The sequence below is a fragment of the Massilia sp. Masssp94 genome, assembly GCF_059491305.1.
The window spans coordinates 706,565-733,212 of sequence record NZ_CP168501.1; the positions used below are offsets into that span (position 1 = coordinate 706,565).

Genomic DNA, 26,648 nt, shown 5'->3' on the forward strand with positions numbered 1-26,648 from the left:
ATGGCGACGCTCAAGTATTCCCGCCTGCTGGGCACGTCCCTGCTGTTCGGCATCCTGGCCGGCGCGCCGGCGACGGCGGCCGATCTCGTCGTGATCGTCTCCGCGCGCAATCCCGTCGCCACCTTGCGCGCCGACCAGGTGGCCGCGATCTTCCTCGGCCAATCCGTGCGCTTCCCGGACGGCACGGAAGCGGTGCCGTTCGACCTGCGCCTCGGCGCGCCGACGCGCGACGAATTCTATGCGCGCGTGACGAACAAGACGCCCGCGCTGCTGAAGGCGCACTGGTCGAAGATTGTCTTCACGGGCCGCGGCCAGCCGCCCTCGGAGCTGGCGGACAGCGCGGCCGTGCGGCGCAAGGTGGCCGGCGATCCGGAAGCGATCGGCTACATCGAACGCAGCGCGCTCGACGCGAGCGTGCACCCGGTCCTCATGGTGCAGTGATGACGCCGTCCGCCGACTCCGACCGCCGCCGTCCCCGTTGGCTCGCGCGCGCCCTCGAGACGCACATCGCGCTGCCGCTGTTCGCCCTGCTGCCGCTGGTGGCCATCTGGGCCGCCTGTTTCCACTTCGTCGAAACGGAGCGGCGCGCGGCCGTCGACGCGGCGCGCGATGCCGTGCGCGAGCAGCTCGAGACGTACGAGGCGCAGGTCGCGCGCAACCTGAACGCCATCGACCAGACGCTGAAGGTGATCAAGTATTCGGTCGAACTGAACGGCCCCCACGCCGCGCTGCCCACGCTGCGCGCCGAGGAACTGCTGCCGCCCGGCCTCGTGTTCCAGGTCAGCGTGGCGGACCGCGACGGCACCATCGTCGACAGCAATCCCTCCATGCCGGCGCATGATGTGTCGCGCGCGCCGTATTTCACCGTGCACGCGAACGGCGGCGGCCACGGGGTATTCGTCAGCCAGACCGTCGGCGACACCGCCCGGTCCGAGCCGCACCTGCACTTCACGCGCCGCATCGAGGACGGCCACGGGCGCTTCGCCGGCGTCGCCATCGTCGAAGTCGATCCGGCGTATTTCACCAGCTCGTACGAACGCTCGCGCGGGGGCGAACTGGGCCTGCTGGCGCTCGTCGGCAGCGACGGCGTCGCGCGCGCCGTGCGCATCGGCGACAAGGTGTCGTGGGGCCAGCCGATCGCGCTCGACGGCATCGGGGAGGAAGCGGTCGCCCCGCATCCGACGGCACCGGACGGCATCGAGCGCTATGCGGGCGCGCGCCGCCTGTCGGGCTTCCCGCTCACGGCCGTCGTGGGCCTGGCCGACAGCGAACAGATGGCGCAGTACGAGCAGCACTACGGCACCTACCTCGTCGGCGCGACGGCCGCGAGTTCGCTGCTCGTCGCCGTCGTCGCGATGATCAGCGCGTGGTCGTGGCAGGTGGCGAAGGCGCGCCGGCGCGAGCGCCAGGCGCAGCAGACTTATGCGGCCGCGTCGGAAGCGAGCCCGGACGCGTTCTTCGTGCTGCGCAGCGTGACGGACATGAACGGCACCATCGTCGACTTCCTCGTCGAGGACTCCAACAGCCGCTCCGAACTCTTCACCGGCATCGCCAGCGAGGCGCTGCGCGGCCAGCTGCTGGATGATGCGCTGCCGTTTTACCGCACGAACGGCATGTGGGAACACCTCGTGCAGGTGGTGCTCGAACAGCGCGTCATCGAGGCCGAGTGGCAGGCGACCGCTGGTCCGACGGCCGGGCGCTGGCTGCAGCGCCAGATCGTGCCCGTCGAAGGCGGCGCCGTCGCGATGGTGCGCGACATCACGGAGCGCAAGCTGGCCGAGGAACGCATCCGCCACATGGCCCACCACGACGAGCTGACCGGCCTCCCGAACCGCAGCCTGATCCGCGACCGCCTGGACCAGGCCGTGCGCAACGCCCAGCGCAACGGCGGCCATCTCGCCCTCGCCTTCGTCGACCTGGACGGTTTCAAGCTCGTCAACGACGGCCTCGGTCACAATGCCGGCGACGAATTGCTGAAGGTCGTGGGCGGCCGCATGCAGGCCTGCCTGCGCCGCACGGACACCCTCGGCCGCCTGGGCGGCGACGAGTTCGTGATCCTGTTGCCGGAGGCCGGCGAAAGTCCGCTCGCGCTCACGCCCGTTCTGGAAAAGATCCGGCAAGCCGTGACCGAACCCGTGCAGATCGGCGACCAGGCGGTGCGCGTGAGCTGCAGCATGGGGGTCGTCGTGTACCCGCGCGACGGCGAGGATCCGAAGACCCTCATGATGAACGCCGACGCCGCGATGTACCGCGCCAAGGACCTGGGCAGCAACAACTTCCAGTTCTACACGCGCGAGATGAATGCCAGCGTCGAGGCAAAGCTCGTGATGCTGGAAGACATGCGCAGGGCGCTGGACGCCACGCTGGCGGACGACACGCACGACGCCACCGATGGCCAGGCGCCCGCGTTGCAAGCCCCCGCGGGGCGCTTCCACCTGCTGTACCAGCCGAAGGTCGACCTGCGCACGGGCCGTTTGTTCGGCGTGGAAGCGCTGATCCGCTGGCGCCATCCGGAACACGGCATCGTGCCGCCGATGCGCTTCATCGGGCTCGCGGAGGAGTCGGGCCTGATCGTCGGCCTGGGCGAATGGGTCGTGCGCACCGCATGCCGCCAGGCCCAGTTGTGGCGCGCGGCGGGGCTGGATCCGCTGACGGTGTCGGTGAACGTGTCGGCCCGCCAGTTCGAGGAAAAGCGCCTCGTCGAACGCATCGCCGGCGCCCTGCGCGACACCGGCCTGCCGCCCTGCGCGCTGGACCTGGAAGTGACGGAAAGCCTGCTGATGCGCGACCTGAACCAGGCCATCGAACGCATGCGCGAACTGAAGGAGATGGGCGTCACGCTGTCGATCGACGATTTCGGCACCGGCTATTCGAGCCTGTCCGCGTTGAAATCGTTCCCGATCTCGACGCTCAAGATCGACAAGTCATTCGTGCGCGACCTGGCCTCCAACTCGGACGACCAGGCGATCGCCCTGGCCGTGATCTCGCTGGGCCACCGCCTGCACCTGCGCGTGATCGCCGAGGGCGTGGAGACGGTCGAACAGCGCGACTTCCTGGTGGCGAACGACTGCGACGAGATGCAGGGCTATCTGTTCAGCCCTCCGGTGCCGGCCGAGCGCATCACGGAGATGCTGCAGGCCCAGCAACGCCAGCCGCGCGACGTCACGCAATTGGCGAGGGCGTGAGCATGATCACCCGCCACCAGACCGCGCGCATGCTGTTCGGCGCGGACCGCAAGCTGCACCGCATGCTGCAATACTGGGCCGGCACGGCCATCATGTACACGATCGTCATCGGCATGTTGTTCGGCCCCGCGGCGCTCGCGGGACAGCCGCAGGCCCGTGCCATCTGCCTCTACGTCACCGCGGGCGTGGCCGTGTTCTACCCGCTGGTGCGCATCGGCGCCCGCATCGGGCTCGCGCCGACCATCCTGGCGGGCCTGCAGGGCATCTTCAGCATCAGCTGCCACGTCTGGGGCTATTCGATCGCCGGGCCGCTGCGCGGCGCGACCCTGGTGGGGTTGCCGGTCATCGTCGTGTTCTGCGTCTTCGCCCTGCGTCCGCGCCAGACCCTGATGCTGACCGCCTTCAACCTGTCCGTCATGGGCGCCACGATGTGGTGGCACGCAGCGCATGATCCGCTGCATTTTCCGCCTGAGGCCGAGGCCGTGAACTTCGTGTTCGTGACGGTCGCCTCGCTTGCGGTCACCCTGCTGACCGGCGAAATGAGCAAGCTGCGCGCACGCCTGAAGACCCAGAAGGACGAGCTGCTGACGGCGCTCGACACGATCCGCACGCTGGCCACCATCGACGAGCTGACCAAGCTGGCCAACCGCCGCCACATGAACGAGCTGCTGGCGCAGGAAGAGCGCCGGCGCGACGCCGCGCGCGGGCCGACCTGCATCGCCGTGCTCGACATCGACTTCTTCAAGCGGATCAACGACAGCTTCGGCCATGCGGCGGGCGACACCGTGCTGCGCGACTTCGCGCAGGCCACGCGCGCCGAACTGCGCGAAGGCGACGCGCTGGCGCGCTGGGGCGGCGAGGAATTCCTGCTGATGCTGCCGAACACGACGCCCGCCAACGCACGCGCCGTGCTGGAGCGCATGCGCGCGCGCGTGGCCGCACTGAAGCCCTGCGATAGCGCCGCAGGGCACGTCAGCTTCTCGGCCGGCCTGAGCATCTGGCATCCCGACGAGCCCATCGTCGAGACCGTGAACCGCGCCGACAAGGCCCTGTACGCGGCCAAGGTGGCGGGACGCAACCGGGTGATCGAGGCCTGACGCCGTCAGCGTCCGGACCGGGTCACGCGGAACCAGTCGACGTCGACGTAATCGCGCACGATCGGCCGCGGGCCGCCGCCCTCGCGCGGCGCGTCGGTGTCGCCCTTGATCCACGTGAACACGGCGGGCCGGCTGCCTTTCCACCACGAGAACGGCGCGAGCTTCACCGGCATACCGGCCGCGTGGAATTCGTCGGAGTCGTCGCGCGCATACGAGAAGCGTACGGTCTGGTCTTCCGCCACGGCCGCGCGCAGGACGATGGCCTTGCCGTCGACCTTGCCCACCCGGGTCTCCACGCCGCCGTTCGCCACCGTCACATAATCCTTGCCCTCCTCGTGCACGACGCCCACCCAGGGCACGCCCACGCCGAACAGCACGAGACCCGCGCGCTGGCGCTCGCCCAGCCCCTTCAGTTCCAGCCGCGTCGTGATCTCGGACGCGGGGCCCTGCAGGATCTGCGTGAGGACGTTGCGCGCGCCGACGAGGTACTTCGCCTCGTTGGCCTGCAGGCGCAGATAGCCGGGCCGCTGCGTGAGGCTCCAGTGCGCATCGTCCGGATTGTGGTTCCACGACCATTGCAGGCCCAGCGCCGGCGCGGCGAATTCGTCCGAGTCCTGCAGCCGGTCCGCGGGCGTGCTGCGGCCCGTGTCCGGGACCGGTCCCTCGAGCACGGGCAGGCCGGCTTGTCCCATCTCCGGCCAGTCGTCCTTCCACACGACCGGCTGCAGGTGCGCGACGCGCCCGAACGCGCCCGTGCTGTTGAAGTGGATGAACCAGCCCTGCCCCGACGGCGTCTCGACCCAGCCGCCCTGGTGCGGCCCCTCGATGCCGTTCCCCGGCACCAGCACCTTGCGCGCCTCGTACGGCCCGTCGATGCGGCGCGCGCGCAGCACGGCCTGCGGTCCGTGCCCCACGCCGCCGATGGGCGCGAAGATGTAGTAATAGCCGTTGCGCTTGTAGACCTTGGGGCCTTCCAGCGTGGGCAGGTTGACCTTGTCCTCGACGATCGTCCTGCCTGCGTCGAGCACGCGGGTACCGTCCGCGCTCATCGCATGCAGGATCAACGGCCCGGCGCCGACCTTCGAGTGGACGAGGTAGGCCTTGCCGTCGTCGTCCCAGAACGGGCACGGGTCTTCGTAGCCGGGACCGGCGATGACGGCGACGGGCGCGCTCCACGGCCCGGCCGGGTCATTCGCCGTGCTCATGAAGATGCCCTCGTCCGGCGTCGCCCAGTACACGTAGAATTTGCCGGCGTGCTCGCGCAGCGACGGCGCCCACACGCCGCGGGCGTAGCGCTGGCCCGTGACGGGTTTCGACGTGGCGTCCGTCAGCGTGTACGGCGGGACCATGTCATAGGCCGGGTCGAACGGGAGCCGCGGCAGCACGTGGCCGGCGATGGTCCAGTGCACGAGATCCTTCGAGCGCAGCACGGGCAGGCCCGGCGAAAAGTGGAAGCTCGACGCGACGAGCCAGTAATCGTCGCCGGACCGGATCACGTCCGGATCGGAGTAGTCGGCGTACAGGATCGGGTTGCGGTAGGTGCGCACGGGTTCCGCCGCGTGCGCGGTGCCCAGCAGGACGGCCAGCAGGAAGACGAGTCGTTTCATGGTGTACAGGGAGAGTCGGCGTCGGGGCCCGCCAGCAGCATCGGGCGCGGGTCGGGGTCGGTGGTGGTGAAGCGCACGCGCTGCAAGGTCAGGCGGCGCACGTGGCGGGTCCACAGGCCGTAGGCGGGCATCACGGTCGAGAACATGTGCGGATCGGGATACGCCGCGGGTGCTTCCGGGATGTCCTGCTGCCGCACGGCGGGTTCGGTCGTCGCGGTCATGGGCAGGTCGACGTCGCGCAGCAGCACGTCCTCGATCGCGTGGCCCGGCACGCCCGTGAAGAACGAGCCGCGCCTGCCGTTGTCGCTGCCCGTGATGCGGTCGAACACGATGCGGCGCAGGCGGCCCGGCTGCGGGCGCGCCTGCTCCGGCCGCACGCGCCCGCGGTCGCCCAGGCGCAGGAACAGCGGGCTCTCGGCGCGCACGATGTGCGCATCGTGCACGAGCACCCGTTCGACCGTAGCGCCGTCGACGGATTCCCACGAGATGCCGCCGTCGGCCTTGCGGCGCTTCATGGCCCGCATGTCGGCCGCCGGCCCGCCCACCTCCACGTGGCGCACGAGCACGTTGCGGAAATCGCCCTGCGAATCCGTGCCGAACTTCAGCGCATTGCACGTGCTGTACAGGCGGCAGTGCTCGACGAGCACCTGGTCGATCGGCCGCTGGCTAGCACCCTTGAAGCACAGGGCATCGTCCTCGGCGCTGATGAAGCAGTTGCGCACGATGACGCGGCGGCAGCCGTCGATGTCGATGCCGTCGTTGTTGTGGTTCGCCTGGTTCTCGACGTGGATGCCGTCCACGATCAGGTCCTCGCAGTTCAGGTAGTTCTGCATCCAGCACGGCGAATCCTTCAACCGGACATCCGCGATGACGACCCGGCTGCAATCGAGCATGCGGATGAGGAACGGCCGGCCCGGCGTGGCGCCGGTCGTTTCCTCGCCCGGGAAGTTGGCCGGCGTGCCGCGCCCGTCGATGAGCCCTTTGCCGCGGACGCCGACGCGCGTGCAGCGCTCGGCGAAGATCAGCGACTGGTTCATCCCCATATTGCTGTCCTGGACCGTGGGCCGGCGCGCGCGCCGCTCCGGATAGTCCTTCAGGTCCGTGCTGGCCAGCAGGCGCGCACCTTCGGCCACTTCCAGCATCACGCCGGAGCGCAGGTCGATGGTGCCGCTGACGTAGTCGCCCTGCGCCAACCGGACCACGCCGCCGCCGGCCGCCGCGCAGGCGTCGACCGCGCGCCGGATCGCGGCCGTCGCGGGTTCTCCGGGCCGCAGTCCGTAAGCCTCGGGCACGAACACCTTGTCCGGCACGGGCCACGGGTGCAGCGTGCGCGTCAGCTCGTCCGCCATCGCATCCAGGTCGCGCCGCAGCGCGTCCGCCCAGCCGGGCGTCGCGCACGCCGCGCCCCGCGCGACGGCGGGCAGCAGCCACGGCGCCAGCAGCGCCGCCTGCAGCAGGGTACGTCGTTCCATCATCGTGCGGGCCTCCTTCACAGCTTCACGTTCAGGGTCACGAACAGCTGGCGTCCGAGCGTGTCGTACGTGGCCGGGATCGTGTTATTCGCCGGCAGCTGCGCGGAACCGAGGATCGGCGGATCCTTGTCCAGCACATTGCGCACGCCGCCGGTCAGGTTGACCATGCGGCTGAATTCCCAGCCGGCGGTCAAATCCAGCCAAGTATAGGACTTGATCTTCGGATTCGTCAGCGATTCCAGCGCGGGCGGGTTCGCGGCCAGCGCGTACGAGTCCACCGTCACCGGGCCGGTATAGCGTGCGCGGGCCGAGAGCAGCAGCGGTCCCCGCTTCATGCTGACGCGCGTCGTACCCTTCCAGCGCGGCACCGGCTGGCCGCACGTGGCGCCCCACGTGCCCACGCAGCGGTTCTTCAGCTCGGGCAGGTCCTGGATCGGCGTGAACGTCAGCTCGTTCACGTACGTCCAGTTGGAATCGAGCGTCCACTGGATGCCGTCCCTCGTAAAATTGTAGTGGCCGGCGAGGTCCACGCCGCGCGTCGCGATGCCGCCGATGTTGGCGTTCGTCGTCATCACATAGGTCGGCGCCGCGATCTGGCCCGTGATCGGGTCCCGGTTGATCGCGCGGCAGTACACACTGGCCGCGTTGCGGATCGTGTTGTAGCACAGGTCCAGCACGGACTGGATGCCGCCGCCGCCCAGCGTCGAGATGGCGTCGTCGACGGTGATGCGGTACCAGTCCACGCTCAGCTGCAGGCCTTTCACCGATGGCGGCATGAACACGGCGCCGACGGTGACGGTGTGCGACTTCTCGGCCGACAGGTCCGGGTTGCCGCCGACGACCTGCGTGATGAACGGCGACGGTTGCACGGCCGGGTCGAACACGAGGTTGGCGGGCACGCCCGTCGCTTCGCACAGCACGCGCACGGCCTGGGTCTGCTGCGCCAGCGGGGCGCGGCTCGAGCACGGGTCCGTGGCCATCGGGCCGTTCGTGCCCTGCCCGCCGAACAATTCGCCCACGTTCGGCGCGCGGATCGATTTCTGCTTCTGCGCGCGGAACGTCAGTGCGCGCGTGGGCGCCCATTCCGAGCCGATGGAACTGGTCCAGACCTTGCCGACCGACGCGACGTCGTAATCGGACCGGCGGAACGCGCCCGATACCGACAGGCTTTTCGCGAACGGCTTGTCCGCCAGCAGCGGCACGCGCACCTCGCCGTACAGCTCCTTCACCGTGGTCGAACCCTTCGTCGCACGGGCCGCGTTCCAGCCGGAGACGTCGCCCGACGACAGGAACACGTCCGGGCTGTAGGCGCTGTACGCGTAGCGGCGCTCGAAGCCGGTCGAGAAGTCGATGGCGCCGGCCGGCACGTCCATCAGCGAGCCCGCCACGTTACCGGCGAGGACGTTCTGCTCCGCCGTGATCTTCGATTTCGACGCCACCGAGATCGCATTGGCCGACGCTTCCGTCAGGTTCTGGCCGAACGGGTTCAGCACGGGCGCCGCGCCGTTCTGCGCCAGGATCGCGTTCTGGAAGCGGCTCAGCGAGATGGAGCCCGCCTGGTCCTGCGTCTCCGTCGTGCGCGCCTTCGTGTAGTACACGTCGTACTTCAGGTCGCGCAGCCAGCGGTCCGACACGTCCGGCAGGCTGCCGCGCAGGCCCAGCGCGATGCGGTAGACCTGGTGGTCCGTGTCCGCCACGCGTCCGCCCAGGTCGGAGAAGCGGCGGTTGTAGTTCAACACGGCGAGGCCGTCGCCCGGCGTCGTGGTCAGGCTCGACGTGCCGTTCGTGACGCGCGTCGTGCCCGTCTCGCGCAGGTCGAGCTGGCGCAGCACCTCCTGCATCTGCGGACTCAGATACGGGTTGTTGGTATTGAAGAGGAAGTTGCCGCTGGCGCTCGTCGGGCCGATCTGCACGCTCGCGGAATTACTGCTGAAGTGCGCCTCCATGTAGCCCGTGGCGCGCTCGCTGAAATCGTAGTGGGCGAACGCATTGCTCATCCAGCGCTTCTGCGGCGTGACCATGTACGACAGCGGGCCGAGGTCGTACGCGTCGCCCGGCGCCGCGTATGGCCGGACACTCCTGCCGGCCGGGTCGAAGATGGCGCCGAGGGTCGACATGTTCTGCAGCCCGGCCCCGATGAGCGCCGCGTTCAGGGCCGGATTCGACGCGGCGGAACCGACGACGGGCAGGTTGCCGATGCGTCCCGTCGGCACGTTCGACGAGCCGCTGAAGATCAGGCCCGGACGCCCGCCCGCCGACACACAGGTCTGCCCCGCCGGCACCGCGAGCGGCGTGCCGGGACGCGTGGACGACCAGGACGCCGCCGTCACGCAGCCATCGCCCAGCGACGGCAGCGCCCAGCCGCCACGCTCGCCGCGGGTAAAACCGTCGCGGTCCATGTAGTTGACGGAGACGACGACATTGCCCTTGCCGCCGCCGAAATTGCCGCCCACGGTCAGGTCGAGCGAATCGTTCGGCGTGCGCGTGAGCTGGTCGATACTCCGCTGCGCGTTGATCTCCACGCCTTCGAAGTTATCGCGCAGGATGAAGTTGACGACGCCGGAGATGGCGTCCGAGCCGTACACGGCGGACGAACCGCCCGTCACCGTCTCCACGCGTTTCACGAGCGCCGCGGGGATCGTGTTGACGTCGGTGGTGAAGTCCGGACCCGTGATGGCGAAGCGGCGGCCGTTCACGAGCACCAGGTTGCGGGTCGGTCCCAGGTTGCGCAGGTTCAGCGTGGACGTGCCGGACGGCTGGCCCGGCTGCACCGTGTTCGCCGTCGGGCTGCTGAGCTGGTTCGCGGTGAACTGCGGCGTATCCGACAGCATCACCTCGAGGTTCTGCGTGCCGGTCAATTTCAGTTCCTGCGCGTCGACCGTCGTCACGGGCGTCGGGGCGAGGAAGCCGCGGCTGACCAGGCGGGAGCCGGTCACGACGACTTTGTTCTCCTCGGGTTTCGATACGTCGGCTTCCTGCGCGTTCGCGTGGCAACCGAGATTTGCCGCGATCAGTAACGCGGACATCGTTGTGGTGTGGTGGGCGCGGGCCCGCTTGTGCTTGCGTCTCGTCTTCATGCCGTTTTTCCTTATGGATTATCGATGGGCGTAAAGATGGTAGACAGCCGCCGCGAACAGGGTCAATCGGCGACCGCTCAGTGGACTGACCGAAAGGAAATCTGGTCAAAAACGTGATCGCAATTGCGAAAACCGGCGGTTATCATCGGCTGTCGCATCCCTGGAGACGCCATGCCCGCCTTTGCCTTCGCCGCCCTGCTCCTGCTCGTGACGGTCCTGCCCGCGCACGCGGCCGACCGCATCGACCGCCAGGCCCTCGTCACGCGTCATTCACCGCACCTGGCGGCGCCCGACCCGTGGGCGCCGCTCAGCGTCGGCAATGGCCGCTTCTGTTTCACCGCCGACGTGACGGGCCTGCAGACCTTCGCCGACCATTACCGCGCCAATGGCATCGGCCTCGAAACGCAGGCACGGTGGGCGTGGCACGAAGATCCGAATCCGCACGGGTACCAGCTCGCCGATGCGAACAAGGCTTACACGGCGCACGGCAAGACCGTGGACTATCCGACGCGGATGGACGTGCCGGCCGCCGCCTGGCTTCGCGAGAATCCGCACCCGCAGCCGCTCGCACAACTCGCCATCGCCTACACGCACCGCGACGGCAAACCGCTCGCGCTGGCGGACGTGGGCGCGATCGACCAGCGCCTCGACCTGTGGCGCGGCGTGCTCACGAGCGCGTACACCATCGACGGCGAACGGGTCGTCGTGACGACGGCCGTCGACCCGGACCGCGACACGCTCGCCGTGCGCATCGAATCGACGCTGCTCGCGCGCGGCCTGGCCGTACGGCTCGCGCTCCCGCGCGGCTACGTCGGCGGCATCAAGCAGAATCCGCCGCTGGACTGGTCGCAGCCGGCGTCGCACACGACGACGATCGTGACGCGCACGGCCGACACCCTCGTGCTCGCGCATGCGCGCGACGGCTATCGCTACGGCGCGGCGCTGCGCGCCTCAACGCCCTTGACCATCGCGACACCGGCGCCGCACACGTTCGAGCTGCGGCCGAAGTCCGGGCGGGTGCTCGCCTTCACGCTCGCGTATGCGCCGGATAAGCCGGCGCCGGATACCGGTGACGTCTTCGCGCGCAGCGCCGCGCACTGGCCGGCGTTCTGGCGCAGCGGCGGCGCCGTCGATTTCAGCGGCAGCACGGACCCGCGCGCGGCCGAGCTGGAACGGCGCGTCGTGCTGTCGCAATACCTGACGGCGATCCAGGCGGGCGGCGATGTTCCGCCGCAGGAAAGCGGGCTGACGACGTCCACCTGGTACGGCAAGCACCACACGGAGATGATCTGGTGGCACACGGCGCACTTCGCGCTGTGGGGCCGTCCGGCGTACCTGCAGCGGGCGCTGGACTGGTTCCGCGCCACGCTGCCCGCCGCGCGCGCCGTCGCGGCCTCGCGCGGGCTGCAGGGTGCGCGCTGGCCCAAGATGACGAGTCCGCAGGGGCGCGAAAGCCCTGGCGGCAATCCGCTGATCGTGTGGAACCAGCCGCATCCGATCCACCTCGCCGAACTGCTGTACCGCGACGATCCCTCGCCCGCGACACTCCAGCGTTACCGCGACCTCGTGTTCGCGACGGCCGATGCGATGGCGTCGATGCTCGCGTGGGACGACGGGAACAAGCGCTGGGTCCTGGGCCCGCCGCTGTGGATCGCGCAGGAGATCCACGATCCGGCCGCCAGCATGAATCCGGCGTACGAACTGTCGTACTGGTCGACGGCGCTGGAGATCGCGCAGGCCTGGCGCACGCGCCTCGGCCTGCCGCGCAGCAGCGACTGGGACGAGAAGCGCCGGCACCTGTCCGCCCTCCCGGTCAAGGACGGCAAATACGTCGCGCTCGAATCGATCCCGGACACGTGGGACGACGTCGCCAGCCGCCAGGACCACCCGTCGTTCCTGATGGCGCTGGGCCAGCTGCCGGGCGCGGGCGTCGACCGCGCCGTCATGGACCGCACCCTGGACGCCGTGCTCGCCCAATGGGACTGGAAGGCGAAGATCTGGGGCTGGGACTATCCGATGATCGCGATGACGGCGGCGCGCCTGGGCCGTCCGGAGACGGCCGTCGACGTCCTGATGAAGACGGGCGTGCCGAACAACGGCTACACGGCGGCCGGGCACAATCCGAACACGGACTTGCCCGTCTACCTGCCCGGCAACGGCGCGCTGCTGGCCGCCGTCGCGATGATGGCGGGCGGCTGGGATGGCGCGCCGGCCGGGGCGGCGCCCGGGTTTCCACACGATGGGACCTGGGTCGTGCGGGCGGAAGGGTTGAAGCCGCTGCCCTAGGCCAGCATCGCGCACATGGTCCCGTGCAGCCCTAACTGCGCCCCATCCAACGCAATGCAATCCTGCGCCGGCGGCGTCTCCGGCTCGACAACGATCACCTTCACGCCCGCCTGCTCCAGCCATTGCACGGACAGGTCGGCGACGCCGCTGTCCGTGATCACCGTGTGCACCTGCTTCAGGTTGCACAGGATCAGGCCCGCGCGGCGCGCGAACTTGGAGCTGTCCACCAGCACGACGAGCTTTTCGGCCTGGCCGATCAGGCGCCGTTCGGCGCGGATCAGCAGCGGGTCGGTCTCGACGAGGCCCAGCATCGACAGCCCGGACACGCTCATGAACATCTTCGACGCGTACTGGTCGCCCGTCGCATCGTTGTCGAACGGGGACAGGATCACGTTCTCGTCGCGGTAGACGGTCCCGCCCGGGATCAGCACTTCGTTCTGGCTCGTCGCAAGCAGCCGGTCGGCCATCAGGAACGAGTTGGTCATGATCTTGAGGCTGCGGTCGGCCAGGAAGTCGGCCATCATGAACGTCGTCGTGCCGCCGTTGATGATGATCGTTTCGCCATCCTCGCACAGCGCGGCGGCGTGGCGGGCGATGGCGTACTTGCGCGCGGCGTTGGCGCGCAGGTTGTCGGCGAAGGTGTCGTTGGCGAGGCCGCCGAGGCGCTTCTTCCGCGGGGTCGTCTCGGCCCCGCCGCGCGTGCGGTGGATGAGGTTGCGGGCGGCGAGCCAGCTGATGTCGCGGCGGATCGTGGACGGCGACGCGTCCAGCGATTCGACCAGCTCGTGCACGGTGGCCGCCTTGCGCTCGTCGAGCAGCTTGAGCAGGCGGTTGCGACGCTTGTTGATCATGGTGTCTCCTTCTCGATATCGAAATCGATCCGGCGTGCGGCGGCCCCGTTTTAGTGGTGGATGGGGATCGACGCGTATCGCGTTCATCGTGCACATGCCGAATCGCCTTGTGCTACCGAATTATGATAGCGCACAACAATGATGTTAGGGATACGCGATCGATATCATTTCAAGGCACGGGGAGACACCAGGATTCGCTCGTGTAACGATCAGGAAGCGCTCAATGTTTCCGCAAACATCGAGCGATTGGATCAGGCTTGACGCAGGCGACGGATCAGCGTGTCGGGGTCGGCGTCGCGCACCAGCAACTCCGCGTGCGCGGGCCGCACGAAGCCGGTGCCGACGAGGTGGTCGATGAAGGACGCGAGGCCGTCGTAGAAGCCGTCCACGTTGAGGAGGCCGATGGGCTTGGCGTGGATGCCCAGCTGGGCCCACGTGACCATCTCGAACAGTTCTTCCAGCGTGCCCATCCCGCCCGGCATGGCGATGAAGCCTTCGGCCAGGTCGGACATCATCGCCTTCCGTTCGTGCATGTCCTTCACGACGAACAGCCGCGTGAGGCCGGCGTGGCCCACTTCGCGCTCGACGAGGTGCTTCGGGATCACGCCCGTCGCGTCGCCGCCGAGGCGCAGTACTTCGTCGGCGATCACGCCCATCAGGCCCACCTTGCCGCCGCCGTAGACGAGGCCGATGTTGTGCTCGACGAGGGCGCGCGCCAGGCCGCGGGCGGCGTCGGCATAGACAGGATCGGCGCCCAGCGAGGCGCCGCAGTAGACGGCGATGGATTTCATGGCGCTTCCGGTGGCAGTTTGGCGAGGAAGTCGTCGGACAGGCGCTGGAACAGCGCGAGCGTGTCGCCGCGCAGGTAAGGCCCCAGCATCGACAGCACCTGGTAGCAGCCGCGCGCGAGCGCATCCGCGATGGCCTGCTGCTCGCTGTACTTGCGCGGATTGCGCACGTATTCGTACGACAGCCAGTACGTGGCGACGACGACCATGTTCGTGGCCATGGCGCCGATCTGCGCGTCGCCCGCTTCGAGCGAGCCTTCGCTGCGCAGGTCTTCGCACAGCTGGCGCGCGACCTTGATCTTGTGGGCGAGGATCGCCTTGAAGTGCAGTTCCAGCTTGCGGTTGCGCGACAGGAGGTCGTTCAGGTCGCGGTAGAAGAACCGGTACTTCCAGATCAACTCGAACATGAGGTGCAGGTACAGCCACACGTCTTCCATGTTCGAGCGGCGGCCGGCCGGGACGGTCAGCATGCGCTCGATCTCCGCCTCGAACTGGACGAAGATCGAATTCACGATGTCGTCCTTGTTGCGGAAGTGGTAGTACAGGTTCCCCGGCGAGATGTTCATCTCGTCGGCGATCACGGTCGTGGTGATGTTCGGTTCGCCGAATTCGTTGAACAGCCGCAGCGACAGCTCGAGGATGCGTTCGCGGGTTCGGCGCGGGGCTTTCTGTTGCATGGAAACAAGTATGGGTGGACTCACGTGCAAGGATATCATCGACCGGACCCTCAGGCCATGGCCGGCTGCAGTTCTGTCAGAACGCGCAACACCTCGGCCAGCACGCCGGGGTTGCTGCCCAGCGCCACGTGCCCCACGCCGCCGAATGCGACGTTGCGCGCGCCCGGCAGGATGCTCGAATCCTGCGGCGCGATGATGTTGTCGTGGTGGGTATAGATGGAGACGATGCGTGCACGGACGTCCGGGGTCTCGCCCGCTGCGAGGTCGCGCAGCCACGCGCTGTCGCGGCGCATCTGCGCGGCGTTCTCGCCCAGGCCGAGGTTCGCCAGCACCGTGCCGTGGTGCGGCGTGCCGAGCGTGATCAACTTCGCCACGTTGGCACTCCCGTACGAGCGCATCCACGCCCGCGCGGCCAGCCCGCCCATGCTGTGGGCGACGATGGCGATGCGCGCGGCGCCCGTTGCGGCGCACAACTCCCGCACGCGCGCCTCGATCAGCGGCGCGTAATCGTCGATGCGTCCCGCGACCGGCTCCAGGTCGATGGTGGCGTGGCTGATGCGCTCGCGGTCCAGCAACGGTTCCAGGTGCGCCCAGAAGCCGCTGTTGCAGCCGTAGCCGTGCACGAGCAGCACCGGCACGCGGCCACTCTCTCGATGGAGGGACATGCGCGCGCAGCCGCGCGGCACGTGCCAGGACGTGACCAGCATGCTGGCCCGGAATTCCTCGGCCAGCATGCGCAGGCGTGCCGCGGGTCCGAGACGGAACTCGGGCGGCGTGTGGCTCGCCGCGCGCGCCGCCATGACAAAATTGTTCATGTTGATCAGGAGACGCACCAGCACGACGGCGCCGCCGCCCGCCAGCAGCGCGCCCCACACCGGCACGCCCCGGTGCTGCAGCGCCCACGCGATCAGCAGCGCCGCGGCCAGCTGCACGAGCAGGACGAGGCGCAGCAGGGTGCGGGCGCTGGCCGGCATGTCTTACGCCTGCGGCCGCGCGGCCGGCCGGCCCGTGAGGGAGTGCGCCAGGTCGCTGGCGAGGCGTGCCGTGATGCCGTAGATCGACAGCTGCGGATTGGCGCCGATCGACGTCGGGAACAGCGAGCCGTCGTGCACGGACACGTTGGCCAGGCCGCGGTAACGGCCATCCGGCCCCGTCACCCCGCGATGTTGGTCTCCGTCCGCCATCGCGCAGCCGCCCATCACGTGCGCCGACACGACACGCGTGAGGTGGCGCTCGAACGGCAGCGCGGCGATGCCTGCCTTCGCCTCGGCCCAGCTGGCGTAGCGCGGCGCCCGTTCGTGCGCGACCTGCACGCCGCTGGCACCGGCCGCGAACTGGATCTCGGCCATCGTCAGCAGGGCGCGCCGGGCGCCGTCCCACAGCGGATCGTTCAGCGGGTAGTCGAGGACAGGCGAGCCGTCCCCGTTCAGGCCCACGGTGCCGCCCTGCGACTCGGCATGAAAACCGTCGCGCAGCAGCGCCAGCATCCCCTGCAGGTGCGGGAAGTGGCGCATCATCTCCGCGTGCTCGCGGCCGAAGCCCTGCATCGTCGTCGCCAGCAGCACGGGGTGCAGCGGCGGCGCTTCCAGCTTGAAGCCGAGCGGGCCGTCGATCGCCTGCGTGTGCAGGAAGTGGTCCGAATAGACCGTCTGCGGCGCGCCCGCGTAGCCGTCGACGCGCTGCGGGAACAGCGCCGCCGACACGAGCGTCGGATGCAGGAACGTGCGCTTGCCCAGCTTCCCGCTGGGGTCGGGCGCCTTCGACCGGAGCAGCAGCGCCGGCGTGTTGATGGCGCCGCCCGCGAGCACGTAGTGGCGGGCGCGCAGGCGCAGGCGGCGTCCGGTGGCGTGCAGGCCGCCCGCGTCGAGCAGCGTGCAATCGAGGCCGTCGGCCTGGTCGCCTGTGCATGCCAGGCGTTCGGCGCGGGCGCGCGTGACGAGGGTTGCGCCGTGGTCCAGCGCGGACGGGATCGTCGTCACGAGCATCGACTGCTTCGCGTTCGTCGGACAGCCCATGCCGCAATAGCCGAGGTTCCAGCAGCCGTTGACGTTGCGGCGGATGAGGCCCGTCGGGATGCCGAGCTGTTCCGCGCCGCGCCGCAGCAGGTCGTTGTTCTCGTTCGGCGCGCCGGGCCAGTCGGCCACGTGCAGCCGCGCTTCCATCAGCGCGAACCACGGCGCCAGCTCGGCCTCGCCATACGTCGACAGGCCGAAGCGCTGCTGCCAGAACGCGAGCGTCGTGGGCGGCGTGCGGAAGCTCGACGTCCAGTTCACCGTCGTCGACCCGCCCACCGTGCGGCCCTGCAGGATGTTGATGCCCTTGTCGCGCGTCTTGCGGGCGGCCGATTCCTGGTACAGCGCCGGGTAGGCGTCCGCCTCGCGCATCCTGAAGTCGCGCGAGGACTTCAGTGCGCCCTCCTCCACGACGATCACGGACAGGCCGGACAGCGCGAGGATCTCCGCCGTCACGCCGCCGCCCGCGCCGCTGCCGACGATGACGACGTCGGCGCTGAGATCGCGGTCCTTGTCTTCGCGCGCGCCGTCGATGACCTTCCAGCCGCGCGCGAGGCCGGCCACGATCGGATCGGGAATCACGTTCTGGCTGCTCATGCCAGTTCCTTCAGCGGGCCGGGATAGCCGATGGCGTCCCAGTGCGCCGGCTCGCTGTACCAGGCGCCCAGCACGAGGTCGTGCAGCGCCGCGTACGCCGTGCGCAGCAGCGACAGGCGGTGCACGCGCCAGTCCTGCAGGAACGCGGCGACGTCCGCCTCGTTCGCGGCGGCCCAGCCGTCCGGGATGCCCGTCAGCAGGCGCCGCGCCGGACCGAGCGCGAGGAGGCCGAACAGGTCCTGCACTTCCTGCTGGGCCGGCAGCGGCAGGCCGAGGATGGTCTGGTGCACGCGCGCCGTCGTCGCGGCGATGGCGCGGGCCCGGTCGGCGGGCGCATCCGGCAAGGCGCCGGACAGGATCGCGGCGACGATGGCGTCGAGCGCGGCGCGCGCCTCCCCGTCGAGCACGAAGCCGCGCGGGGGCGCCGGATGCGTGTGCCGGTACCAGCCGCCGCCCGCGGCCAGGACCGCGGCGGACAGCAGGCCGGCTTTCAGGAAGGTTCTGCGGGTTGTCTCCATGCCTACCCTTTGTATGTGTTTTTCAAAGTGTAAGCGAAAGAACAGGTCAGGCGACCAACTCGGACTAGAGCAAGCCGTCTAGGAATCCCGCCCCGTGGATTTCATCATCTGGCGGGCAATGCCGCGCAGGATGTTGACTTCTTCCGTCTCCAGCTGCGTGCGCGCGAACAGGCGCTTCAGCCGCGGCATCAGCTTTTTCGGATTGCTCGCGTTGAGGAAGCCGATCGCGACCAATGCCTCTTCCAGGTGGGCGTACATGCCCTCGATCTGCGCGACGCTCGCCGCCTCGCCGTGGAAGCCGATGCCTTCCTGCGTCCGGTTCTCCCCTTGCGCGGCCAGCCGGCATTCGTAGGCCAGCACCTGCGCGGCCTGGGACAGGTTCAGCGACGAATACTCGGGATTGGCCGGGATGTTGATCAGGACGTTGCACTGCTCGACGATCTGGTTCGGCAGGCCGAAGCGCTCGTTGCCGAGGATGAGCGCTGGATGCAGGTCTTCCGTCCCTGCCGCGTGCGCAGAAAATTCGCGCGGCGTCCATACAGGGGGCGAGAACTCGCGCAGGCGGGCCGACACGGCCGCCGCGAAATTGCAGCCGTCCAGCGCCTCGCCGATGGAATCCACGATCCGTGCGCCCTGGAGCACGTCGATGGCGCCGCTGGCGAAGGCGACGGCCTCCGGATCGTGCAGCGGGTCGTTGCAGCGCGGCGCGACGAGCACGAGGTCGGAAAATCCCATCGTCTTCATGGCGCGCGCCACCGAGCCGACGTTGCCGGCGCGGCTCGTTTCCACCAGGACGAAGCGTAGACGAGTGAAAAGAGAAGAGACAGTTTCGGTCGGGTTCATTTAAAATAACGCCATCGCGCGGTGACGAGCGTTGAAATGCGGGCAAGAAGTTCGCGATTTTAACGGCTTCGGCACCGCTTTGCTCTTTAATTATTTCTCGTTCAGATCGTTCACGGCGCCCTTGCGCGGTGGGCGTCAGCATTTTTTTACGGAAGCCCTCTATGCATCCCATGCTCAACACGGCCATCAAGGCCGCCCGCCGCGCCGCGACCGTCATCAACCGCGCATCGTTCGACCTCGACCGCATCACCGTCAGCGAAAAAAGCCACAACAACTTCGTGACCGACATCGACCAGGCGTCGGAACAGGCGATCGTCGAAACCTTGCTGAAAGCCTACCCCGACCACGCCATCCTCGGCGAAGAGTCGGGCCCCACCGCGAACCTGAACGACGACAGCGAATACGTCTGGATCATCGATCCGATCGACGGCACCACCAACTTCCTCCACGGCTACCCGAACTACTGCATCTCGATCGCGCTGCAACAGCGCGGCGTGATCACGCAGGCCGTCATCTACGACCCGGTCCGCAACGACCTGTTCACCGCCACCAAGGGCGCCGGCGCCTACCTGAACGACAAGCGTATCCGCGTGCGCAATGCGGACCGCATCAACAAGGCCCTGATCGGCTCCGGCCACGGCGCCGAGCCGCGCGACCTGGCCGAATACCTGCGCATGTACGAAGTCGTCGCCCCGCGCTGCCACGGCCTGCGCTCGAGCGGTTCGGCCGCGCTGGAACTGGCCAACGTGGCCGCCGGCCGCGTCGACGGCTACTTCGAAAAGAACCTGAAAATCTGGGACATCGCCGCCGGTTCGCTGCTCGTGACCGAAGCGGGCGGCATCGTCGGCGAGTTCAACGGCGAGTCCGAATACCTCAACAAGGGTGACATCATCGCCGCCGGCCCGAAGGTCTTCGCCGGCATGGTCGCGCTGCTGAAGCCCTTCGCCTGAGCGGCCTCCCGCCGTTTCGCGTAAAATACGCCCTGTGTAAGTCCGGGGAATGCCGCGGGCCTTGCTGGCCGCGCGGCTTTCCCGCGTCAGGCGGCGTTGTCGGCCTGTCAAGATTGCCTCCGGTACCCACGAGGTGCCGCGCCCCCGCTTCCACCGGTCCTGTCATAAACGACACAGGCCGCGCTAAAATTTCCATAGCGAAACATATTTAACTATAATGTCGCGTGACCGTTGACGTTTGTGTCTACGTTTGCGTCTCGGCGTACCGGCTCCAGTACCGGGCGCCCTGTTGTGTAATCCGATCGGCTGGACTGGCGCTCCCAGGAGCGACGGGCCGATCCCTACCAGATAACTATGTCATTCAATACTCTCGGTCTGTCCGACGCCATCGTGCGCGCCGTCACTGAAGCGGGCTATACCGCCCCGACTCCGATCCAGGCCAAGGCGATTCCCGCCGTGATGAAAGGCGGCGACCTGCTGGCAGGCGCCCAGACGGGCACCGGCAAGACCGCCGGCTTCACGCTGCCCGTGCTGCACCGCCTGTCGACCGACAAATTCGGCGCCGCGCTGACCAGCAAGACGTCCAAGCGCCCGATCCGCGCCCTCGTGCTCGCCCCGACCCGCGAACTCGCGGCCCAGGTCGAGGAAAACGTGCGCATGTACGCCAAGCACACCAACCTGAACTCCGCCGTGATCTTCGGCGGCGTCGGCATCCACCCGCAGATCAAGCTGCTCGCGAACGGCGTCGACATCCTCGTCGCCACGCCGGGCCGCCTGCTCGACCACGTCGCCCAGGGCACGATCAAGCTCGACAAGATCGAGATCCTGATCCTGGACGAGGCCGACCGCATGCTGGACATGGGCTTCATCCACGACATCCGCAAAGTGCTGGCCGTGCTGCCGCCGAAGCGCCAGAACCTGCTGTTCTCGGCCACGTTCTCGGACGAGATCAAGGCCCTGGCCGACCGCCTGCTGGACAACCCGGCCATGATCGAAGTCGCGCCGCGCAATTCGACCGTCGAAGTCATCGCCCAGAAGATCCACCCGGTCGACCGCGACAAGAAGCACCCGATGCTGGCCCACCTGATCAAGACGCACGGCTGGAAACAGGTGCTCGTGTTCACCCGCACCAAGCATGGCGCAAACAAGCTCGTCGAGCAGCTGGGCAAGGACGGCATTGGCGCGATGGCGATCCACGGCAACAAGAGCCAGTCGGCACGCACCAAGGCGCTGGCCGAGTTCAAGGACGGCAGCCTGACGGCGCTCGTCGCCACCGACATCGCGGCGCGCGGCATCGACATCGACCAGCTGCCGCACGTGGTGAACTACGACCTGCCGAACGTTCCGGAAGACTACGTGCACCGCATCGGCCGCACGGGCCGCGCCGGCGCCACCGGCGAGGCCGTGTCGCTCGTCTGCGTCGACGAGCACCAGATGCTGAAGGACATCGAAAAGCTGATCAAGCAGACGCTGCCCCGCCAGGTCATCGCGGGCTTCGAGCCGGATCCGACGGCGAAGCCGCAACCGATCCAGCTGCGCAGCGGCGTGGCGGGCCATCCGAACCGCGGCCGCCCGGGCGGCAACCGTGGCGCCGGCAATAGCGCGGGCGGTGCGCGCGCACAGGGCGCGGGCCAACGCAATGGCGGCAACGGCGGCAATGGTGGAAACAGCGGCGGCGGCGCACGCACCGGCCAGCCGGGCAACCGCAACGGCGGCAACGGCGGCGGTCGCGGCCAGGGCCGCGGCCCGCGTCCGGCATCCGCAGCCCGTTCGGGCGGCGAGCGCTGATACGTAATTCTGCGACATCACAAAAAAGACCGGGACCTGCTCCCGGTCTTTTTTTACCCATAACAAAGGCTCAAATTCGGGGTCAGAGCACTTTTTCGATCAATGTCCGGTAAGCCAAGATTTCGTACGGTTTGCCCATTGCGCCCATGAGTAAATCGGCGTCAGCCGGCAGAACTTGCTTCGAAGATCATCCACCAAAATGAGCTCTGACCCCGAAGTTACAAAAAAATTGGACCTGACCCCGAATTTATTTGCGCACTCAAGTACTTGCCAATGGTCGACATTCTCCATATACTTGACGAATCAAGTAACCATTAAGTACCAGGAGTCATCATGTCCGACAGTCTCACCACTGAATTCTGCCTGCGCCTCGCGCGGGCCTGGGCGACGCTCGTCCGCCGGCTCGACAGCGCCCTCGGCGGCCATCACGGCATCAGCTTTGCCGATTACCAGTTGCTATTGCACCTGCAGCGCGCACCGGGCGGGCGTTTGCGCCGTGTCGACCTGGCCGATCGGTTGGGACTGACTGCGTCCGGCGTCACCCGCTCGCTGCTGCCGCTGGAAAAGATCGGTCTCGTCACGCGCCAGAGCGATCCGCGCGACGCCCGCGTCGGCTACGCCCTGATCACGCCGACGGGCGACGAACTCGTGACGAACGCGACGACCGTCGTCGACAACATCAGCCGCGCCATGCTGGGCGCACCGTCCGGCGACCAGTTGCGCGCGACGTCCGACCTGCTCGCGCAGATCGCCGGCATCCAGCGCTGATCCACCTTCGCACCACCAACACGATGGCGTGCCGGCCAGGCCCGCGCACGCCCGCACGACGACAAGGAGACGAGCATGCAAGACGCACAGAACCCGCGCACCGCCCTGCTGCGCGACCGGAATTTCACGTGGCTGATGAGCGGCGGCGTCATCTCCACCCTCGGCGACCAGTTCACCCAGATCGCCCTGCCCTGGCTCGTGCTCAAGCTGACCGGCGATGCCGTTGCGCTGGGCATGGCCGTCGCGCTGATGGGCATCCCGCGTGCGATCCTGATCCTGTTCGGCGGCGCGCTCGTCGACCGCCACTCGCCCAAGCGCATCCTGATGCTCACCAAGCACGTCAACACGGTGCTGCTGGCCGTCCTCGCGGTCCTCGTCTACACCGGCCAGGCGCACCTGCCCGTCGTGCTCGCGCTGGCGCTGGGCCTGTCGCTCGCATCGGCGTTCAGCATTCCGGCCGGCACGTCGATGCTGCCGCATGCCGTCGCCCCGCAGCACCTGCAGGCCGCGAACGGCATGATGATGGGGCTGCGCCAGATCACGATGCTGGCCGGGCCGCTGCTGGCGGGCCTGTTGTTCGCGCTGGCCGGCGACGGCACCGACGGTCCGCAACACATGCGCGGCCTGGCGCTCGCGTTCGGCTTCGACTGCATCAGCTTCGCCCTGTCCGCCTGGACGCTCGCCAAGGTCCAGCCGCGCCCGTTCGCGCCGGCGGCCAGGCAGCCGGTATTCAAGTCGGTGGCAGACGGTCTCGCGGCCGTCTGGCGCGACACCATGATGCGCACGTGCTTCATCTACTGGGGCCTGTGCGCCTGCGTGATCGGCGGCGTGATGCAGGTCGCGCTGCCGCTGCTCGCGAGCAGCCGCCTGCACGGTGCTTCCGCGCTGGGCCTGCTGATGGGTGCGCATGGCGCCGGCGCGCTGCTGGGCATGGCGGCGAGTGGCATCGCCGGGAAACGGCGTGCGGGCAACCTCGGCATGACCCTGCTGCTGATCGACGGCATCGCCGGCGTCCTGCTGATGCCGTTGGGCCTGGTCACCGCCAGCTGGCAGGGCATGCTGATCAACGTCGCCATCGGCGTGCTGGGCGGGTTCGTGCAGGTCGCCGTGTTCACGTGGATCCAGCAGCGCGTGCCGCGCGAACTGCTGGGCCGGACGATGAGCCTGTTCATGTTCATCTTCATGGGCCTGGCGCCGCTGGCGGCCGTCGTGGCCGGCTGGCTCGCCAGCCGCGTCACCCTGGCGACCCTGTTCGGCGGCTCCGGCCTGTTCCTTGTGGGCGCCGCGCTGCTGGCCTGGCTGTTCACGCCGATGCGCGCGCTGCGCGCTGCGCCGGCCGGCACGATGGTTTAGGATAGCGGGTTGTTTCACCGCCAAGAGGAATTCGCATGCCCCGCTTCGCCGCCAACCTGAGCCTGATGTTCAACGAGCTCGGCTTCCTGGAACGCTTTGCCGCCGCCCGTACGGCCGGTTTCGACGGCGTCGAGTTCCTGTTTCCTTACGCCTTCGAGGCGGAGCAGATCGCCGGCCGCCTGCAACGCTACCAGCTGGAACTGGCGCTGCATAATTTTCCGGCCGGCGACTGGGCGGCGGGCGAACGGGGCATGGCGTGCGATCCGCGCCGCGTGGGCGAATTCCAGGACACCGTCGAGCTGGCGCTGGAATACGCGCTCGACCTGGGCGTGAAGCGCCTGCACTGCCTGGCGGGCAAGCTGCCGCCGAACGTCGCCCCCGAGCGCGCGCACGCGACGTTCATCGACAACCTGCGCTTCGCCGCCGCCGCGCTGGCCCCGCACGGCATCGACCTGCTGATCGAGCCGATCAACGACCGCGACCTCCCCGGCTATTTCCTCACGAAGAGTGCGCAAGCCGCCGCCATCATCGCGGAAGCCGCCGCGCCGAACCTGTTCCTGCAATACGACATCTATCACATGCAGCGCATGGAGGGCGACCTCGCCAACACGCTGCGCGAACGTATGCCGCTGATCCGCCACATCCAGCTGGCCGACGTGCCGGGCCGCCATGAGCCGGGCACCGGCGAGATCAATTTCCCCTTCCTGTTCCGCACGCTCGACGCGCTGGGCTACGACGGCTGGGTCGGCTGCGAATACATCCCGCTGGGCGACACCGTGGCCGGCCTGGGGTGGCGCACGGCCTTGACTTGAGCATTGGCAATGACAGCATCCGCCAGTTTGAAAGAATGAGGGCTTTTCGGGCCGGCCTTTTGCCGTCCAGAAAGGACCCATGGACCTGCGACGCTGTTTTACCCTGATCGTCCTCGCCGCCACCCTGGTGCTCGGCGGCTGCGCCAGTACCGGCCCCGTGAGCCTGGCGGAGGTGCGGCAATTTGCCGACGCGTCGGCCAAACTGGGCGGCTACGGCGAACTGTCGCGCCGCTATCGCGACACCTACGAGCGCGAACAACCGTACCTCTCTCCCGCCGCCGACCGCATCGCGAAGGAAAACGATGCGCGCCGGCGTGCCGTGTACGACGACTTCGTCAGTATCCAGAAGACCGTCGTGCTGTACATGCAGACGTTGAGCGTGCTGGCGGGCGACGCGCGCTACGACTTGTCCGACCGCATCGACGACCTCGGCAATGGTCTCAAGGCGAACGCGGAATCCGGCTTGCAACAGCGCCAGATCGCCGCGTACACGGGCCTGACGCGGCTGCTGACGCGGGTCATTGCATCCGGCTACCAGAACCGCAGCGTCGAGACAATGGTGCGCGACGGCGACGCCGACGTGCAGGTCTTGCTGGAAGCCATGATCGAGCTGACCCGCCTGTACGCGAAGACCAACGACAACGAGAAGAAGACCGTGCTCGGCATCTTCGACGTCGAAATCCCCTTCTCCACCAAGACGTCCGACCGCATGCTCGTGACCCTGGCCAAGGTCCATTATCTCAACAAGTCGACCGAGTACAAACTGGTCGACAAACGCTACGACCTGGCCCTCCAGGGGTTGACGAAGGTCGCGCTGGGCCACCAGAAACTGCGCGAAAACCTGAATAACCTGCACGGCGACGACGTGCGCAAGTTGCTGGCCGTCTATGCGCGCGACCTGACGAAACTGCGCGACGCCCTGTCCGATTGAGCGCACGAGGAGAAATCATGGCAAACGACGAGAAACCGAAACAGGCTGCCCCCGCCGCGCCGCCGCCCAGCCCGGCCAAGGCGTTGTCGACCGCGCACCAGGTCGAGGAACTGGCCGACAAGCTGTCGGAGTGCGCGGACAGCATCCACCAGCGCGTCATGCGCGATATCCGCCGCCACCAGGGCCAGGAGGTGCCGGAACCGGAGCAGATGGCCGCGCGCGCCCTGTTGAACGCCGAGATGGAATTGCGCCAGCGCGCCAACCGGCTGTATACGGAGGCGGCCGCATGCATCGTGTCGTCGCTGGGCCAACCGCAAGCGCACCTGATCCAGCTGACGGTGGACGCCGCCGACAAGATCAAGCGCATCACCCGCATCGGCGACGGCATCACGCTCGTCGCGCGCCTGCTGGGGTTGGCCGCGGCCGCCAGCACGGGCCAGGTCGTGCCCATCCTCGCGGCCCTCGACGGGCTCAAGACCCAGCTCGACATCGTCGCCATCGACAACGCGCCCGCCGCACCCGCCTGAATACCAGCGGCGGTATGCACGCCCCTCGTTCCGCGCTACACTGAAATCGCCGCCGCGCGGTTTCCAACGACACGAACGAGGGGACATCCATGAAAGCCAATCCGCACGCCGCTTCCGGCGCCTGTCGTCACGTGTTCGCTGTCGTGTGACCATGGAACCCCTCACACCCGAGCAGCTGGCGCTGCTCAAGACCATGCTGGAGCAGCGTCTTGCCGCGCTGTCCCGTGTCGAGGAACCGCGCCCGGACGCGGGAGAATTGCCTGTGGAAGAAGTGGAGACGTCGCCGCTGGACCGCGCCACCGTCCGCCTGCTGAACGATCTGTCGCGCGAAGCGGCCGGCCATCACTCGGCCGAGATGCGCCAGCTGCGCCAGGCGCTCGCCCGGATCGAGGACGGCAGCTACGGCTATTGCGAGGAATGCGGCCAGCCGATCGGCGCATCGCGCCTGCTGGCCCGGCCGGAGGCGCGCCTGTGCATCGACTGCCAGACGCGGGCCGAGCGGCGCTAGT

22 protein-coding genes are annotated in these 26,648 nt (G+C 68.3%); 12 read left to right on the forward strand and 10 right to left on the reverse strand.

What is annotated here, in order from left to right; translation table 11 throughout:
• From ACEN9G_RS02980 to ACEN9G_RS02990, 3 genes are read left to right on the forward strand one after another with little or no spacing between them, the layout of a single operon-like run.
• Positions 1 to 441, forward strand: a complete 441-nt coding sequence (locus ACEN9G_RS02980) for a type 2 periplasmic-binding domain-containing protein (RefSeq protein ID WP_413343305.1) — start codon at positions 1 to 3, stop codon at positions 439 to 441.
• The gene (locus ACEN9G_RS02985; RefSeq protein WP_413343303.1) at positions 441 to 3,185 is read left to right on the forward strand and encodes a bifunctional diguanylate cyclase/phosphodiesterase; all 2,745 of its coding nucleotides are present in this window, start codon (positions 441 to 443) and stop codon (positions 3,183 to 3,185) included. The genes ACEN9G_RS02980 and ACEN9G_RS02985 overlap by 1 nt, the downstream gene beginning before the upstream one ends.
• 2 nt (positions 3,186 to 3,187) lie before the next feature.
• Entirely contained in the window at positions 3,188 to 4,282 is a 1,095-nt protein-coding gene (locus tag ACEN9G_RS02990; RefSeq protein ID WP_413343307.1) for a GGDEF domain-containing protein, read from the forward strand.
• A gap of 5 nt (positions 4,283 to 4,287) precedes the next feature.
• Here the strand turns inward: ACEN9G_RS02990 and ACEN9G_RS02995 are convergent, their stop codons facing one another.
• Genes ACEN9G_RS02995 through ACEN9G_RS03005 form a run of 3 tightly spaced genes read right to left on the reverse strand, consistent with a single transcriptional unit; the run spans position 4,288 to position 10,438 of the window.
• Positions 4,288 to 5,889, reverse strand: coding sequence for a glycoside hydrolase family 43 protein (locus ACEN9G_RS02995; protein WP_483127668.1), 1,602 nt, complete (start codon positions 5,887 to 5,889; stop codon positions 4,288 to 4,290).
• Positions 5,886 to 7,364 (reverse strand): glycoside hydrolase family 28 protein, encoded by a 1,479-nt coding sequence (locus ACEN9G_RS03000; protein WP_483127669.1) that lies wholly within the window; start codon positions 7,362 to 7,364, stop codon positions 5,886 to 5,888. Before ACEN9G_RS03000 ends, ACEN9G_RS02995 begins: the two co-directional genes overlap by 4 nt.
• 14 nt (positions 7,365 to 7,378) lie before the next feature.
• Positions 7,379 to 10,438, reverse strand: coding sequence for a TonB-dependent receptor domain-containing protein (locus tag ACEN9G_RS03005; protein WP_413343994.1), 3,060 nt, complete (start codon positions 10,436 to 10,438; stop codon positions 7,379 to 7,381).
• A gap of 171 nt (positions 10,439 to 10,609) precedes the next feature.
• Here ACEN9G_RS03005 and ACEN9G_RS03010 point away from each other — a divergent pair, with 171 nt between their 5' ends.
• Positions 10,610 to 12,724 carry a hypothetical protein gene (locus ACEN9G_RS03010; protein ID WP_483127670.1) on the forward strand — a complete coding sequence of 705 codons (2,115 nt, stop codon included), beginning with the start codon at positions 10,610 to 10,612 and terminating at the stop codon, positions 12,722 to 12,724.
• Here ACEN9G_RS03010 and ACEN9G_RS03015 read toward each other — a convergent pair.
• The 7 genes from ACEN9G_RS03015 to ACEN9G_RS03045 all read right to left on the reverse strand — a co-directional run bounded on the left by ACEN9G_RS03015 (position 12,721) and on the right by ACEN9G_RS03045 (position 19,010).
• Complete coding sequence (locus ACEN9G_RS03015) at positions 12,721 to 13,575, reverse strand: DeoR/GlpR family DNA-binding transcription regulator (RefSeq protein ID WP_056127552.1); 855 nt, start codon at positions 13,573 to 13,575, stop codon at positions 12,721 to 12,723. The two genes, ACEN9G_RS03010 and ACEN9G_RS03015, sit on opposite strands and share 4 nt — an antisense overlap.
• A gap of 251 nt (positions 13,576 to 13,826) precedes the next feature.
• Positions 13,827 to 14,366: an LOG family protein gene (locus tag ACEN9G_RS03020; protein WP_413343227.1), complete on the reverse strand. Its 540-nt coding sequence runs from the start codon at positions 14,364 to 14,366 to the stop codon at positions 13,827 to 13,829.
• Positions 14,363 to 15,040 (reverse strand): TetR/AcrR family transcriptional regulator, encoded by a 678-nt coding sequence (locus ACEN9G_RS03025; protein ID WP_413343225.1) that lies wholly within the window; start codon positions 15,038 to 15,040, stop codon positions 14,363 to 14,365. The genes ACEN9G_RS03020 and ACEN9G_RS03025 overlap by 4 nt, the downstream gene beginning before the upstream one ends.
• A gap of 50 nt (positions 15,041 to 15,090) precedes the next feature.
• Positions 15,091 to 16,014: a lipase family alpha/beta hydrolase gene (locus tag ACEN9G_RS03030; protein WP_413343223.1), complete on the reverse strand. Its 924-nt coding sequence runs from the start codon at positions 16,012 to 16,014 to the stop codon at positions 15,091 to 15,093.
• 3 nt (positions 16,015 to 16,017) lie between these two features.
• Positions 16,018 to 17,649, reverse strand: coding sequence for a GMC family oxidoreductase (locus tag ACEN9G_RS03035; RefSeq protein ID WP_483127671.1), 1,632 nt, complete (start codon positions 17,647 to 17,649; stop codon positions 16,018 to 16,020).
• Positions 17,646 to 18,167: a twin-arginine translocation signal domain-containing protein gene (locus tag ACEN9G_RS03040; RefSeq protein ID WP_413387554.1), complete on the reverse strand. Its 522-nt coding sequence runs from the start codon at positions 18,165 to 18,167 to the stop codon at positions 17,646 to 17,648. Before ACEN9G_RS03040 ends, ACEN9G_RS03035 begins: the two co-directional genes overlap by 4 nt.
• Positions 18,168 to 18,245: 78 nt before the next feature.
• A complete protein-coding gene (locus tag ACEN9G_RS03045; RefSeq protein WP_413345180.1) occupies positions 18,246 to 19,010 on the reverse strand; it encodes an RNA methyltransferase in 765 nt (254 codons plus the stop codon).
• 170 nt (positions 19,011 to 19,180) lie between these two features.
• On the opposite strand from ACEN9G_RS03045, the gene ACEN9G_RS03050 reads away from it, so the two are divergent.
• The 8 genes from ACEN9G_RS03050 to ACEN9G_RS03085 all read left to right on the forward strand — a co-directional run bounded on the left by ACEN9G_RS03050 (position 19,181) and on the right by ACEN9G_RS03085 (position 26,647).
• Entirely contained in the window at positions 19,181 to 19,960 is a 780-nt protein-coding gene (locus tag ACEN9G_RS03050; RefSeq protein WP_413345182.1) for an inositol monophosphatase family protein, read from the forward strand.
• 354 nt (positions 19,961 to 20,314) lie between these two features.
• Positions 20,315 to 21,748 (forward strand): DEAD/DEAH box helicase, encoded by a 1,434-nt coding sequence (locus tag ACEN9G_RS03055; protein ID WP_483127672.1) that lies wholly within the window; start codon positions 20,315 to 20,317, stop codon positions 21,746 to 21,748.
• A 333-nt stretch (positions 21,749 to 22,081) separates the two neighbouring features.
• Positions 22,082 to 22,516 carry a MarR family winged helix-turn-helix transcriptional regulator gene (locus ACEN9G_RS03060; RefSeq protein ID WP_413343188.1) on the forward strand — a complete coding sequence of 145 codons (435 nt, stop codon included), beginning with the start codon at positions 22,082 to 22,084 and terminating at the stop codon, positions 22,514 to 22,516.
• A 75-nt stretch (positions 22,517 to 22,591) separates the two neighbouring features.
• Positions 22,592 to 23,869, forward strand: coding sequence for an MFS transporter (locus ACEN9G_RS03065; protein ID WP_413343186.1), 1,278 nt, complete (start codon positions 22,592 to 22,594; stop codon positions 23,867 to 23,869).
• 35 nt (positions 23,870 to 23,904) lie between these two features.
• A complete protein-coding gene (otnI, locus tag ACEN9G_RS03070; RefSeq protein ID WP_413343184.1) occupies positions 23,905 to 24,681 on the forward strand; it encodes a 2-oxo-tetronate isomerase in 777 nt (258 codons plus the stop codon).
• 79 nt (positions 24,682 to 24,760) lie between these two features.
• A complete protein-coding gene (locus tag ACEN9G_RS03075) occupies positions 24,761 to 25,612 on the forward strand; it encodes a hypothetical protein (protein ID WP_413343182.1) in 852 nt (283 codons plus the stop codon).
• Positions 25,613 to 25,629: 17 nt separating this feature from the next.
• Positions 25,630 to 26,139, forward strand: a complete 510-nt coding sequence (locus tag ACEN9G_RS03080) for a hypothetical protein (protein WP_413343180.1) — start codon at positions 25,630 to 25,632, stop codon at positions 26,137 to 26,139.
• 151 nt (positions 26,140 to 26,290) lie between these two features.
• A complete protein-coding gene (locus ACEN9G_RS03085; RefSeq protein ID WP_413343177.1) occupies positions 26,291 to 26,647 on the forward strand; it encodes a TraR/DksA family transcriptional regulator in 357 nt (118 codons plus the stop codon).
• Position 26,648 lies beyond the last annotated feature (1 nt).

Bases quoted from the DNA above. Each gene is read 5' to 3' on its own strand.
- ACEN9G_RS02980 (WP_413343305.1), top strand. From the start codon at position 1: ATGGCGACGCTCAAGTATTCCCGCCTGCTGGGCACGTCCCTGCTGTTC.
- ACEN9G_RS02985 (WP_413343303.1), top strand. From the start codon at position 441: ATGACGCCGTCCGCCGACTCCGACCGCCGCCGTCCCCGTTGGCTCGCG.
- ACEN9G_RS02990 (WP_413343307.1), top strand. From the start codon at position 3,188: ATGATCACCCGCCACCAGACCGCGCGCATGCTGTTCGGCGCGGACCGC.
- ACEN9G_RS02995 (WP_483127668.1), bottom strand. From the start codon at position 5,889: ATGAAACGACTCGTCTTCCTGCTGGCCGTCCTGCTGGGCACCGCGCAC.
- ACEN9G_RS03000 (WP_483127669.1), bottom strand. From the start codon at position 7,364: ATGATGGAACGACGTACCCTGCTGCAGGCGGCGCTGCTGGCGCCGTGG.
- ACEN9G_RS03005 (WP_413343994.1), bottom strand. From the start codon at position 10,438: ATGAAGACGAGACGCAAGCACAAGCGGGCCCGCGCCCACCACACCACA.
- ACEN9G_RS03010 (WP_483127670.1), top strand. From the start codon at position 10,610: ATGCCCGCCTTTGCCTTCGCCGCCCTGCTCCTGCTCGTGACGGTCCTG.
- ACEN9G_RS03015 (WP_056127552.1), bottom strand. From the start codon at position 13,575: ATGATCAACAAGCGTCGCAACCGCCTGCTCAAGCTGCTCGACGAGCGC.
- ACEN9G_RS03020 (WP_413343227.1), bottom strand. From the start codon at position 14,366: ATGAAATCCATCGCCGTCTACTGCGGCGCCTCGCTGGGCGCCGATCCT.
- ACEN9G_RS03025 (WP_413343225.1), bottom strand. From the start codon at position 15,040: ATGCAACAGAAAGCCCCGCGCCGAACCCGCGAACGCATCCTCGAGCTG.
- ACEN9G_RS03030 (WP_413343223.1), bottom strand. From the start codon at position 16,014: ATGCCGGCCAGCGCCCGCACCCTGCTGCGCCTCGTCCTGCTCGTGCAG.
- ACEN9G_RS03035 (WP_483127671.1), bottom strand. From the start codon at position 17,649: ATGAGCAGCCAGAACGTGATTCCCGATCCGATCGTGGCCGGCCTCGCG.
- ACEN9G_RS03040 (WP_413387554.1), bottom strand. From the start codon at position 18,167: ATGGAGACAACCCGCAGAACCTTCCTGAAAGCCGGCCTGCTGTCCGCC.
- ACEN9G_RS03045 (WP_413345180.1), bottom strand. From the start codon at position 19,010: ATGAACCCGACCGAAACTGTCTCTTCTCTTTTCACTCGTCTACGCTTC.
- ACEN9G_RS03050 (WP_413345182.1), top strand. From the start codon at position 19,181: ATGCTCAACACGGCCATCAAGGCCGCCCGCCGCGCCGCGACCGTCATC.
- ACEN9G_RS03055 (WP_483127672.1), top strand. From the start codon at position 20,315: ATGTCATTCAATACTCTCGGTCTGTCCGACGCCATCGTGCGCGCCGTC.
- ACEN9G_RS03060 (WP_413343188.1), top strand. From the start codon at position 22,082: ATGTCCGACAGTCTCACCACTGAATTCTGCCTGCGCCTCGCGCGGGCC.
- ACEN9G_RS03065 (WP_413343186.1), top strand. From the start codon at position 22,592: ATGCAAGACGCACAGAACCCGCGCACCGCCCTGCTGCGCGACCGGAAT.
- otnI (WP_413343184.1), top strand. From the start codon at position 23,905: ATGCCCCGCTTCGCCGCCAACCTGAGCCTGATGTTCAACGAGCTCGGC.
- ACEN9G_RS03075 (WP_413343182.1), top strand. From the start codon at position 24,761: ATGGACCTGCGACGCTGTTTTACCCTGATCGTCCTCGCCGCCACCCTG.
- ACEN9G_RS03080 (WP_413343180.1), top strand. From the start codon at position 25,630: ATGGCAAACGACGAGAAACCGAAACAGGCTGCCCCCGCCGCGCCGCCG.
- ACEN9G_RS03085 (WP_413343177.1), top strand. From the start codon at position 26,291: ATGGAACCCCTCACACCCGAGCAGCTGGCGCTGCTCAAGACCATGCTG.